The sequence below is a fragment of the Pseudomonas abyssi genome, assembly GCF_003444685.1.
GTDB classification, from domain to species: Bacteria; Pseudomonadota; Gammaproteobacteria; order Pseudomonadales; family Pseudomonadaceae; genus Halopseudomonas; species Halopseudomonas abyssi.
In genome coordinates this window covers 310,221-323,422 of the sequence record NZ_LMAZ01000004.1, presented here as the reverse complement: position 1 = coordinate 323,422, position 13,202 = coordinate 310,221, and the positions used below count along the sequence as shown (strand labels likewise).

Below are 13,202 nucleotides of genomic sequence, written 5' to 3'. Positions count from 1 at the left end.
TCACCAGGCGGCTCAACGCCTCACACAGGCACCCAGACGGCAAAACCTGCTAACGTGGCCACCTGCCGCAACAGACACAGAGTACTCAGCCGTATGCCCCTGTCCAGCCGCCAGTTCATCCAAGCTCTGCTCGCCACCAGCGCCCTGCCCGGCCTCGCCCAGGCTCGCCCGGATCTGACCCGCACCATGGGCAATACCCTGGCCGATCGCGACTCGAGCCTGTACCGCTTTGAGGATTTTCGCCTGGACTCGGCAGACGGCGAGCGTCATTACCGCATCTGGCTGGGCATACCACGCAGCCCGGCGCCAGCCGGCGGCTACCCGTCGCTGACCCTGCTGGATGGCAACGCCGCTCTGCACCACCTGCGTGAAGACTGGCTCAGCGCGCTGCCCGCCGAGCACAGACCGGTGCTGGTAATGGTCGGCTACGACACCGACCTGCTATTCGACGTAGTCGCCCGCCAGCGCGACTACACCCCGGCCGGGCCGGGCGAAGGCCTGATTGCCGACCCGCTGCGCCCCGACCGGCTGGGCGGCGGCGCCGAGGCCTTTCTCCGTTTGCTGGAGCAGCGCATCAAGCCCGAAGTGGCTCGCCGCGTCAGCCTCGACAGCAGACAACAAAGCCTCTGGGGCCACTCCTTTGGCGGCCTGCTCGCACTCTACGCCATGACCCAGCCAAGCAGCAGCTTCACCCGCTACATCCCGATCAGCCCGGCGGTGTACTGGCATGACGGCGTGCTGCAACAGTACCTGACAAACAGCAACCCAGAGGCCGATATCTGGTTGGCACGGGGCAGCAACGAGGTACGCATCACCGAGCAGATGGACGCCGCCGAGGTCGCCCGCCTCAAGCAGCAAGGCAGCCACGCCTTTATGGCCACTGTAAAAAGCCTGGCCGACCAGCCCGGCCTCAGTGTGCACTGGAAGCAATTCCCCGAGCTTGGCCACGGCCCCATGCTTCCCGCCTCGCTACCGGAGGCCCTGGCGATTGCCAGCGGGCAGACGCCGGCGGGGTGGCATCGGGGCTGAGGACAGCGACCACACCGCTTTATTGATAATGATTCTTGTTTGTGCTACTTTGCCGGCTCTTTCCTCTCCGCCGTTCGCACACCGTGTCCGACTCGCAACATCGCCTGACTCTCTACCTCGCGCAGCGCGGCGCCCTGGTTGACTACGCCACGCCGATGCTCGGCAGCCGCGCCAGCGCCGAAGACGTGGTGCAAGAGGCTTGGCTGCGCTTTATTGCCGTACAGGGCGCGATCAATGAACCGGCGGCCTACCTGCGCCGTATCGTGCGCAACCTCGCGATGGATCACTTGCGCCGCGACCGTGGCGAGCAAAGCAGTGACGATGACACCTGGCTCGACAGCGTTGCCGATCAGGCCCCGGGCCCCGAGGCGCATGCCGTCAGCAGCCATGAACTGCGCGCCGTGAATGCGGCCCTGGCGCGACTGCCCACGCGCACCCGCCGGGCCTTTGAACTGTATCGCCTGCAGGGCTATACGCTGCAACAGGTAGCAGACAGCATGGGGCTTTCGGTCGGCACCGTGCACCAGCTGGTGCACGCGGGGTTGCGCTGCTGCGCCAAGGCACTGGAGCGCTGAAATGCTGAAAAAAAACCGGCCCGACAACGTCTGTTGGTTATCCGCAGAGTCCTATGCGAGCCTGTGCCCCCGTTTTTGGAGCCACCCGCCTTGCTGACCACAGACCCGCGCGACCCGCTGGATACTGCCCTCGACTGGCTGCTGCAGATCCAGCAGCACCCCGAGGATGAGGCCCTGCGCGAACAGCTGGCCGTCTGGCTGGCCAGCGATGCAGCCCACCCGGACGCCTTTCGTCAGGCTCAGCGCGCCTGGCAGGTCAGTGGCGCGCTGACGCCGCAGGCAACAGCCGGGCGACCGGCCACCGTTACCCCGCTGCGCCCGCGCCGCACTCTGCGCCGGACGCTGCAGGCTGCCAGCGCCATTGCTGCCTGCTGCCTGCTGGTGCTGCTGGTACAAACCCTGTATCCGGCCTGGCATGCCGACCTGTCCACCGCCAAGGCCGAGCGCAAGCAGCTGCAGTTGCCCGACGGCAGCCAGTTGACCCTGGACGCGCAATCCGCCGTGCGTCTGGATTTCAGCGAGGGCCGCCGCACTGTGCAGCTGATACAGGGACAAGCCTATTTCGAGGTGGTCAAGAACAGCGCCCACCCCTTTCAGGTCTCCACCGACGATCTGACCATCACCGTGACCGGCACGGCTTTCAACGTCGACCAGCTGCATCAACGCGTCAACGTCGCCGAAGGCTCGGTGCAGGTGAGTACCGCAGCCGGCGCCAGCGCCAGCCTTGCCCCCGGTCAGGGTGCGGTCCTGTCAGCCGACACCTTGCAACCCCACCATCAGCCCGCCACCCAGGTTGCCGCCTGGCGCGACGACAAGCTGATCCTGCGGCAGGAGCGGCTGGCTGATGTGATAGACAGCCTGCGCCCCTACTGCGACCAGCGCCTGCTGCTGCGCGATAGCCAACTGGGCGAGCAACTCGTTACCGGCGTATACGACCTGAGCGCGCCTGAAGAGGCTCTGCGCGCCATCATTGGCCTGCATGGCGGCACCCTGCGCCAGCTCGGCCCGCTGCTGCTGATCGAGCGTGGCTGACACTTTTCGAAAAAAATTTTGAAAATTCTTTGAGCTCACTGCGTCTTTGCTTCCGAGCAATTCAATTGATACGGATTCGCATTCACAGGAGCTTCGCAGTACATGCCCACTCTCAATGGATCTGACCGGCCGCGCCTGTCGCTACTCGCACTGGCACTGGCACTCGGTGGCCTGCTGAGCGCCATACCACTGGCAGCCACCGCCCAGGACAGCCCCGGCCTGTCTCAGGTGCATCACTTTGCTATCGATGCCCAACCGCTCAGCGAGGCGCTGATCGAGTTTGCCCGCCAGAGCGGCATGCAGGTCAACCTGGACCCGGCACTACTGGCTGGCGTGCAGAGCAATTCAGTCAGCGGCCAATTGAGCGGCGTTGATGCACTGCAACAGCTATTGCGCGGCAAAGGCATCGACTGGCGTCTGGAGCAGAACGTACTCAGCTTTGAGGCGCGACCGGACAGCGCTAATCTGAACCTGGAGACCATCCACGTGCTGGGTCGCACCGACAGCCTGTATCAGGGCAGCGAGCGCATTGACCGCACCGCCATCGAGACCTTCCCCGGCGCCAACGGCGACCTGACCACCCTGCTGGAAATGCACCCCAACGTGCAATTCGACACCACCCAGCAAAGCTCCCACACCCCTGGTGAGCTGAACCCGGCGGACATCAGCATCAACGGCGCCAAGTTCTACCAGAACAACTTTATGGTCGACGGCATCAGTATCAACAATGACCTCGACCCGGCCGCCAGCAGCGCCAGCCGCAATAACTACAACGGTATTTACGACATCCCCAGCAACGCCTTCGGCGTCGCCCTGGATGCCGACCTGCTGGAAGAGGTGCGGGTTTACGACAGCAACATCTCCGCCGAGTACGGCCGCTTCAACGGCGGTGTGGTCGATGCCATCACCCGTAACCCGCGCGAGGGTTTTCACGGCAAGGCCTCGGTCAGCATGACCCGCTCGGAATGGACCGAGTATCACCTCAACAACGACGAGATCAGCGACGAGGAGTTCGAGCTCTCCAGCGATCAGACCTACCAGCCGGAGTTTGAAAAGACCACCCAGCGGCTGATGCTGGAAGGCATGCTGACCGACACCTTTGGCCTGATCGGCAACATCGTGCGCAAGCGCTCGGAAATCCCGGTCTATTCCTACGACAATGGCTTCCAGAGCGCCGGCGACTCACTCAAGCGCGAGCAGACCCGTGAGATCAACAACTACATGCTCAAGGGCTTCTGGATGCCGAGCGAGCAGCTCGACCTGACCTTCAGCCTGATCCACGCCCCCGCCGGCGGCCAGTACTACAAGGCCAACCAGAAGAACTCCGGCTTTACCATCGACCAGGGCGGCCAGGCCGCCTCGCTGCAGGCGGTGTGGCTGGGCGACAACGTGACCTACACCAACAAGCTGTCCTACAAGATGGTGCAGACCTCCCGTGATGCCGACAGCAATGTGAATAAGCAGTGGCGCTGGTCTGAGGAGAAGAACTGGGGCAACCCCTACCGCAATGGCGTGCTGTCCAACAACGCCACCAGCATCGAAGGCGGCATGGGCGACCTGGAGCAAAGCCAGACTGGCGGTGAATACAGCTTCAAGGCCGAGCTGCAGGAGTTCGACTTTCTGGGCGCGGGTCATCGCATCAACGCCGGCCTGCAACTGGGTTACCAAAAGGCACGCTACGAGGTGATGGAGGACAGCTGGACTGCCACCACACCCTACCTGACCACCGACATCGGCAGCACATCCTGTATCACCGCAAGCGGTGCGTTGGACAGCGACTACTGCTCGGTCAGCGTCAACGCGACCGGGACTGCCCAGCGTCAGTACTTCCGTTTTCTCAATTACTACCGCGCCGGCGAGATCGAGCTGGAGCAGACCGACTACGCGCTGTTTATCGAAGACGACATTCGGGTCGGCAACCTGACCCTGCGCCCCGGTCTGCGCTTTGACGGCGACGACTACATGGATAAGACCACCCTCGCGCCGCGCTTTGCCGTTAGCTACGACCTGTTCGGCGACCGCACCAGCGTGCTGAGTGGCGGCCTTAACCGCTATTACGGCCGTAATCTGTTCAAGTATCGCCTGGCCGATGGCCGTGAATCCCTGCGCTGGCGCGCCACCCGCGGCATCTCACGCGATGACACCATCACTGACTTCAGCGACCTGGTGAACTACGGCGTGGACGAGTCCAGCTTCCGCAGCCTGGATATCCCCTACGACGACGAATGGACCATTGGCCTGGCCCAGCAGATCGGCAACCTCGCCTTTGACCTGAAATACGTCCACCGCGAAGGCCGCGATCAGGTGGTGCGCTCACGCGCCCGTTACCTGGGCCTGGAAGACGGCGACGGCAGTAGCAGCATTGCCAACTACTACACCTACACCAATGCTGGCGAAAGCCGCAGCCAGACCGTGACGCTAAGCGTCACGCCACTGCAGAACCTGCACTTTGCCGGCACCCAGACGACCTGGCAGCTGGCCCTGAGCTGGAATGAAACCCAGAGCAACAACGCCAGCTACGAAAACACCTTCGACGACGCCCTGCTGGCCGATGAAGACGTTTACTACGACGGCAGCCTGATGCCCTACAGCGAACTGCCCACCGACAACTTCAACCGCCCCTGGACCGCCCGTCTGAACACCGTCACCAGCATCCCGCAGTGGAACCTGACCTGGAGCAATTTCTTCCGCTACCGCGGCTCCTACGAGCAGATTTACCAGACCACCCCAAGCACCATCGATATCGACGGCACCAGCTACGACTACTACCAGAACGGCCGCGTCCGCGCCGCGCCCACCTGGGACACCCGCGTCAAATGGGAGATCCCCACCGGGCAGGACCAGGCCCTGTACGTCGCCGTGGACGTGACCAACGTGGCCGACAAGGTCAACGATGTGCTCAGCGACAAAGGTGTGCTGAGTTATGAGACCGGCCGGCAGTATTGGCTGGAAGTCGGTTACAGCTTCTAACCCAAAGAAAAACGCCTGATGAAAATTCTCCGCACGGGGCTACTGGCCGCGCTGGCGCTGCTTGCCAGCGCTTGCAGCCATCTGCCCGACAGCACTGCACAGCTGACCAGACAACCCGACACCCGGGTTATTGAAGGACAACTAACCAACGGCCTGCGCTACCGACTGCTGCCAACCAGCGAGCAGCCGGGCCGACTCGATATCCGCCTGCGCGTCAACGCCGGCGCGGTGGATGAAACCGCCGACCAGGTGGGCGTCGCGCACCTGCTTGAACATCTGCTGTTCTACAATCGCGACGCCACCGGACAGACGGTACGCCAGCGCCTGCTGGCGGCGGGTTGGCAACAGGGCCGCCATTTCAACGCCATGACCAACGCCGAACGCACCCAGTACCTGTTCAGCCCGCCCGCCGGCAACCGGAACAGCGAGCTTGCCCTGCAGGTATTGGCGCAGCTGGTGTTGCAGCAGGACTTTGCCGCAGACGACCTGGAGCAGGAGCGCCCTATCGTCATCGAGGAGTGGCGCGGCGGGCTGGGCGTGGCCCAGCGCATGAATGCCCAGCGCCGTGACAGCCAACGCATCGGCTCAGGCTACGCCGGGCACCCGACCATTGGCTCGGAAGCCGCTATCCGGCAGACACCCGTCACGCAACTATGGGATTTTCATCAGCGCTGGTACGCCCCCAACAACATGCAGCTGAACATCGTTGGCGACTTTGATCCGGCGCAGTTGCAGCAACAGCTCGCCCGCACCCTGGGTACCGCCAGAGCACGACCGGTACCCAAGCGCAATCTCGAGTTGCCGTATCTGCCGGGACTGAAAGCCTTCCACCTGCACGATAGCGAAAGCGGCAGCCATCAGCTCAGCCTGCTGTTTCGCGGACACTACGCTGCCAACCGCGAGGATTCGCTGCGGGGCCAGCGCGAGCGTCTGCTCGACCGTGTCGCCGGCCGCCTGCTGCTGAGGCAATTGCAACGCCAGCCGCTGCCAGACGGCGTGCGCGCCTTCAGCGCCCAGCGCGCGCTGATCGGCGAGCAGTCGGAGGTCACCGCGCTGTCGACCTCGCTGGAGCAATCAGTCCACCGCGACGCGCTGGGCGCACTGCTGACAGAGGTACAGCGCCTGCGCCGCTTTGGTTTCTACGCCGCCGACCTGGAGGCCGAAAAGGCCAGCTTGCGCGAGGTGGCCGAGCGCATGCTGGAGCGTGGCGACGAACGCGACTTCACCGACTGGGTACAACTGCTGAACGATCCGAGTCAGGCAGACCGCACCATCCAGACCCGCAGCACCATCGCCACCAACAGCCTGCCGCTGATCGACACCATCACCCTGGAAGAGATCAACCAGCGCTTTATCCGCTGGACCGACAGTGACGATCTGGTACTGCAGATGAGCGCCCCGCGCAGCCGGCCACTGACCCTGCTGACCGAGGCTGACTATCAGCAGTTGCTCAACGCTATCGACATTGCCGCCCTCGACGCCCCCGCGCCTGAGCAGCGCACCGTCGAGATTGTCATACCGGCGCTGCCGGCCAGCGAGCACACCGGAACAATCGCCGCTGTACAGCAATACCCCGCCGAACAGGTGCAGTACTGGACACTCAGCAACGGCGACCGGCTGGTCTGGCTTAACCAGGCAAGTGATGATGGCGAGGCGCATCTGCAGATTGAATCCAGCAGCGGCTACCGCCAGCCAGACTCCCCGCACTGGCTGGAGCAAAGCGCCAGCCAGCTAGTCTGGCAAACCCCGCCACAGGGCTTTGACGAGGCCCAGTGGGACGCCTGGCAACAGCGGGAAAAACTCTACCTCAGCCAGGACCAGCAGCAGACCGCTACCCACTACAGCCTCAGGGTCGAACCCGCTCGCCTGGGCGAAGCCTTTGCCCTGTACCGCAGCCGGATCACCCGTGGCACGCTGGCAGACGAAGCGCTAGAACAGCTGCGCGAAGACCTGGGCAAACGCCTTCAGCAACCCGAACCGACCACCCGCCAGCAACAGGATCAGCGCCTGGCTCAGCTACGCTACGGCCCCCAGCCCAGCAGCTTGCCTAGCGCCGACGAGCTGCACGCCCTGACCCGCACCGCGCTGCTTGAGCGCTGGCAACGGCAGGCCGCCGCACCGGTCACCTACTATCTGGTCGCCGATGTGGAGGAGGCGCAACTGCGCGAATGGGTCAGCGCTGAACTGGCCGGCATCGTCCGTACCCCCGCAGCGCCAACCACGCCCTTGCTGCAGCAGCCCGGCGCGCACCAAACCCGGCTGGCCAACAGTATTGAGCCGCGTGCCAGCCTGAAAGTGTACGGCTACGCCGAGCACCCCTGGTCACCGGCAGACGCGGTGCGCGTTGCCAGCCTGCGCCAGCTCGCCAGCGACGCCCTGAAAGCGCGCCTGCGCGCAGAGGCCCGCGGCCTCTACCAGCTGACCTTCGACAGCGAGCTGAACCCGGCTACCAACCGGCTGGAAAGCCGCCTGCTGTTCACCTGCGACCCGCAGCGCATCGACGAGCTATGGCAAGAGGCCGAGGCCGTATTGGCAGAGCTGCCCGCCCACATCGATGCCGAGCGCATTGCGCAACTACGCACCAAGCTGCGTCGCGACGAACAAGCGCGCCTGCGCGACGGCGCCACCCAGCTGCGCCGCCTGATGCTCAGCGACCAGCGCTGGGGAGACCCGCGCTACCTGTCCAGCCAGCAGGATCTGCCCGACGCACTTCAGGTGGACGCCTTGCGTGAGCTGGCCGGCCATCTGCTGCCGGCTGATAACCGCGTGCGCCTGGACGTCATGCCACACAAAGAGCCCGACGCATGAGGCTGCTGCGCATCTTTTGGCGCCTGATCGCCCCGTTCTGGCTGGACAAACGCAACTGGCAGGCCTGGGTGTTGCTGGCCAGCACTATCGGCCTGGGCCTGGGTATCGTGCAGATCAACGTGCTGATCAACGCCTGGAGCAAGACCTTCTACGACACCCTGGGCGAGTTTGACACCACGGCCCTGTACGGCTTGATGGGGCAGTATTCGCTGTACATCGGCATCTTTGTGCTGATCGTGGTGTACAAGGCCTGGCTGCGCAAAGCCTTGCTACTGCGCTGGCGACAAAGCATGAGCGAGCGGCTGATCGGCGAATGGCTGGGCGGCCAGGCGTTTTATCGTCTGGGCCTCGAAGGCGAGCCGGACAACCCCGATCAGCGGATCGCCGAAGACGTCAATCTGCTGGTCAGCCACAGCGTCGACCTGCTGGTGTCCTTCATAACCAACTTCGCCCAGGTAACCGCCTTTGTGGGCATCCTCTGGGCGCTGTCCGGCAGCCACGAGTTCACCCTGTTCGGCTACAGCCTGCAGGTAGAAGGTTATCTGGTGTGGATAGCCGTGCTCTACACCGTGATCGGCACCCTGGTCACGCACTGGCTGGGCCGCCCGCTGCACCGTCTGAACTACAACCAGCAAAGCCGGGAGGCAGACTTCCGTGCCGACCTGCTGCGCAAGCGCGACCACGCCGAGCAGATTGCCCTGTACCGCGGCGAACAGGCCGAGCGCCAGCAACTGAGCACGCGCTTTCGCGCAATTGCCGACAACTGGTGGCAACTGATGGCCCGTGAACGCAATCTGGGGTTCTTTGTGGTCGGCTACGACCGGGTCAGCAATATCGTGCCGGTATTTGCCGCACTGCCCTTATTCCTGACCAAGGCCATTACCCTCGGCGGACTGATGCAGGTGCGCACCGCCTTCTCGGCAGTGCAGGGCTCACTGAGCTGGTTTATCAGCGCCTACCAGACGCTGGCCGAATGGAGCGCCACGGTCGAGCGTCTCGGCCAGTTTGAGCAGGCCATTGCCCGCACCCGCACGCAGGTGCGCGAGGCGCCCTGCGGCGACTGTCTGCGGCTGGACCAGCTGGATGTCCTGCTGCCCAACGGCGAGCCCTTGCTGAGCGGCCTGCAGGCCCGGGTGGCCAGTGGCGAGTGGGTACGGCTGGCTGGCCCCAGCGGCCTCGGCAAGTCCACCCTGCTGCGTACCCTGCAGGGCCTGTGGCCCTACTGCCGGGGCAGCTGGCAACTGCCGGGCGGGCGCAGCCTGCCGCTCCGCCCCGACACCACAACCAGCAGCGCAACACCAGCGCCCTGCCCCACCCCCGCCTGAAGCCCAGCGTCTCACCTGCCCGCAGCGTCGGGCGGGTTGGGGCGCGGCGAGCGCCCTTGTCTGTTCGAGACATTCAACGGCCGCGCACGCTGCTCCCACCCAGGCCACTAGCCTCGGTCAGCATCTTGAGAATCACCAGCGCAAACGCCCGGCTCTTGGTCTCGTTATCCAGCACTTCCAGCGACATTTTTTCGTTGTCAGTCATGGCATCCAGCACAGTATCCAGCACTCGCTTAGGGAACAGGCCGTGCATCACCTGCTCGACCGAGTGGTTGTTGACCTGGGCCATCACGTCCTCCTGGCGGCTGATGCGTTGGGCTATGCCAGTAAGAAATTGCAACTGGTCCTCGTCACTCACCTCCGCGCCAAAGATGTCGTTGAGCGCCTCAATGATCTCAGACAGCCGTTTCTTGTCAGGGTCGTGCGGCTGTCCTGTGCCTATCCCTGTACCGGGTTGGAGCAGGTACTCCCCGCGCTCTTCGCCCAACCGCAACTGCTGCTCGGCCCGCTTGCGCAAACGATAGTGAGTCAGTTGCAACTCCCCCACGTCCACCTCGTCCTGCTCCAACCGATCCACCCTCAGCAGCGGGTGCAGCAACTTGGCGTATACGCAGAGCTGCTCCAGCTCTGCGTCCTCGTAAGGAACGATCTGCGACAGAAACTCGTACAAACGCACAAAGCTCTGCAGGTTCTTCTTGAACAAATCAAGCTGATCAACCTGCTCACCGGCTTCCTGAACGGCAGCTTCGGCCTTCTTCAGGCCAACACTGTCGCCGTTCTGCTCGGCTGAGCGCTTGAAGTCCAGCGCATGCCGGCGGGCCTCCTGAGCCAACTTGTAGCGCTTGGCAAAGCGCTCTTTCGCCGGGGCACAGTAATAACTGAGCTTGCTGGCAGCGGCCTTGGGGTCGAAGAAGGCCAACGCAAAGGCCGTCACCTCCTCCCAGTGGTAAATGCCCTCGGCATCCAGCTTTTTCTGCAAGTCATAGATGAGCTGCGGATCGGTAACATCCTGCAGCTCAGCCTTGGTGTAGTACGGCAGAAAGGCGTCGAGAATGTCCTTAGCATCGTTGAAGAAGTCGAGGATGAAGGTCGGTTTGCTGTCGCCAAAGGTACGATTCAGCCGCGACAGGGTCTGCACGCAGTCCACGCCCTGCAGCTTCTTGTCCACGTACATGGCGCACAGCTTGGGCTGATCGAAGCCAGTCTGGTACTTGTTGGCGGCGATCATCACGTTGAAGTCCTGGGTGTCGAAGGCTTCCGCCAGATCACGCCCGTTCAGGCCGGGGTTGAGCAGGCTGCTGCTTTCGGTTACTTCTTCAGGAATCACCTCGTCCGGCAGCACACTGCCGGAGAAGGCCACCAGCGGGTGCACATCGGTGTAGCCCATCTGCTGCACATAGGCCTGCATCGCCAACTGGTAGCGCACCGCCTCCTGCCGGCTGCTGGTGACTACCATGGCCTTGGCCTGGCCGCCCAGCAGGTGGCGGATATTGGCGCGGAAGTGTTCGACGATCACCTCCACCTTCTGGCTGATGTTGTAGGGATGCAGGCGCACCCACCGCGCCAGCTTCATGCGTGCCTTCTTCGAGTCCACTTCCTCGTCGTCACCGTCCGGGTGGGCGATCTTCCAGGCGGTGCTGTAGGTGGTGTAGTTCTGCAGCACATCGAGGATGAAACCTTCCTCAATTGCCTGGCGCATGGAATACAGGTGGAACGCCTCGGGCTTGTTGTCGGCGCTGGGCGGCAGCGTCGGGTCGGGTACGCGACCGAACAGCTCCAGGGTCTTGGCCTTGGGCGTGGCGGTAAAGGCGTAGTAGCTGATGCGCTCGTTGGGCGCGCGGGCGGCCACGGCGGCGTCCAGCAGCTCTTCGGCGCTGATTTCTTCGGCGTCCCCTTCTTTGCCAGCAATAGCATCGCTGCCGAGAATCTGCTTTAGCTTGCTGGCCGATGAACCGGTCTGCGAGGAATGCGCCTCGTCGGCGATTACCGCATAGCGGCCGCTGGCCAGCTTGGGGTACTTGTCCAGCGCATCGAACAGCGCCGGGAAAGTCTGGATGGTGACGATGATGATGCGCGTCTGCTCGGCCAGCGCCTCGGCCAGTTGCTCGGACTTGCTCTGGCTGCCGATATCGCGGGTGATGCACTTGACCACGCCCTGGGCGTGCTCGAACTGGTAGATGGTGTCCTGCAGCTGCTTATCCAGCACGGTGCGGTCGGTAATCACGATCACCGAATTGAACAGCCGCTGGCCCTCGGCATCGTAGAGCGAGGCCAGTTGATGCGCCGTCCAGGCAATCGAGTTGGACTTGCCGGAGCCGGCGCTGTGCTGGATCAGATAGCGCTTTCCCGGCCCTTCCGCGCGGGTGGTGTCGATCAGTGTGTTGACCACTTCCCACTGGTGGTAGCGCGGGAAGATCAGGGTCTCCTTGGTGACCCGCTTGCCGTCGACCTCTTCCTTCACGCTCTTTTGCAGGTGCAGAAAGCGGCCCAGCACCTTGAGCCAGGCATCCGGCTGGAACAGGCGCTGCCACAGGTAGCCGGTGGCGTACTGGCTGTCATCCGGCGCAGGCGGGTTGCCGGCACCGCCGTCGAGGCTGCCGAGGTTGAACGGCAGGAAGAAGGTCTCCTTGCCGGCCAGCTTGGTAGTCATCGCCACCTCATCCTGGCTCACGGCAAAGTGCACCAGCGCGCCGCGCTTGAAGGTCAGCAGCGGCTCGGGCTTGCGCGTCAGCGGGTCTTTTACCGGGCGATCAACGCGGTACTGGCGCTTGGCGTTTTCCACGCTCTGTTTGAACTCGCTTTTTAGCTCCAGCGTGGCGGCGGGGATGCCGTTGACGAACAGCACCAGATCCAGACGCGGGTTGTACTCGCCCTCGCGGTAGTGGGGGGAATAGGACACCTCCGGCACCACGCGCAGACGGTTGCACTGGTAGCGCTTGAGGGTGTCCGGGTTCATGCCGTGGTCGGGCTTGAAGCTGCACGCCTCGATCTTCACCCCCGGCAGCTTGAAGCCATGGCGCAGCACATCCAAGGTGCCGTCCTGCTCCAGCTCGCGCACCAGTTTTTGCACCAGCACCGCTTCCGGGTTGTTCGGGTTGGCCTTGGCGAACTTGTCCCAACGCTCCGGCCAGGCCTGCTTGAAGTAACCGAGAAAGTCCTCGGTATATAACGCCGTGCGCCGGTCATAGCCGCTGGCCGGGCCGGTGAGCCAACCCTGGGCGACCAGGGCGGTGATGATGTCCTGTTGAAACTGGGCTTCCCGGCTATCCGCCATAACGCTCTCTGCTCCTTGCTCGGCAGCTTGCTAGCTGTTCTTACAGTGACCTGAGCAGCACGAAATGCTTCACCAGGTTCACCGTCAATGCTGTCTGTTACACCCTAAAATGGCGTCGTGATCGGAATGCTCGACTTGGCAAGTTCTGCCTGCCCTCGGCAGTTGTTGTAGTTTTTGCAACAACTGCAT

At 63.4% G+C, this 13,202-nt stretch carries 7 protein-coding genes; 6 read left to right on the top strand and 1 reads right to left on the bottom strand.

Annotated elements, in window-relative coordinates; translation table 11 throughout:
* Positions 1-93 precede the first annotated feature (93 nt).
* From ASB58_RS14380 to ASB58_RS14355, 6 genes are all read left to right on the top strand, one after another.
* Positions 94-1,029, top strand: a complete 936-nt coding sequence (locus ASB58_RS14380; protein ID WP_118131350.1) for an alpha/beta hydrolase — start codon at positions 94-96, stop codon at positions 1,027-1,029.
* A gap of 83 nt (positions 1,030-1,112) precedes the next feature.
* A complete protein-coding gene (locus ASB58_RS14375; RefSeq protein WP_118131349.1) occupies positions 1,113-1,604 on the top strand; it encodes a sigma-70 family RNA polymerase sigma factor in 492 nt (163 codons plus the stop codon).
* A gap of 90 nt (positions 1,605-1,694) precedes the next feature.
* A complete protein-coding gene (locus ASB58_RS14370) occupies positions 1,695-2,636 on the top strand; it encodes a FecR family protein (RefSeq protein WP_147336841.1) in 942 nt (313 codons plus the stop codon).
* Between the two features lie 102 nt (positions 2,637-2,738).
* Positions 2,739-5,606 carry a TonB-dependent receptor gene (locus ASB58_RS14365; RefSeq protein WP_118131347.1) on the top strand — a complete coding sequence of 956 codons (2,868 nt, stop codon included), beginning with the start codon at positions 2,739-2,741 and terminating at the stop codon, positions 5,604-5,606.
* Positions 5,607-5,624: 18 nt separating this feature from the next.
* Positions 5,625-8,414 (top strand): M16 family metallopeptidase, encoded by a 2,790-nt coding sequence (locus ASB58_RS14360; RefSeq protein WP_118131346.1) that lies wholly within the window; start codon positions 5,625-5,627, stop codon positions 8,412-8,414.
* Entirely contained in the window at positions 8,411-9,739 is a 1,329-nt protein-coding gene (locus ASB58_RS14355; protein ID WP_118131345.1) for an ABC transporter ATP-binding protein/permease, read from the top strand. Before ASB58_RS14360 ends, ASB58_RS14355 begins: the two co-directional genes overlap by 4 nt.
* Positions 9,740-9,812: 73 nt before the next feature.
* Here ASB58_RS14355 and ASB58_RS14350 read toward each other — a convergent pair whose 3' ends face one another.
* Positions 9,813-13,013, bottom strand: a complete 3,201-nt coding sequence (locus tag ASB58_RS14350; RefSeq protein WP_118131344.1) for a type I restriction endonuclease subunit R — start codon at positions 13,011-13,013, stop codon at positions 9,813-9,815.
* Positions 13,014-13,202: the final 189 nt, after the last annotated feature.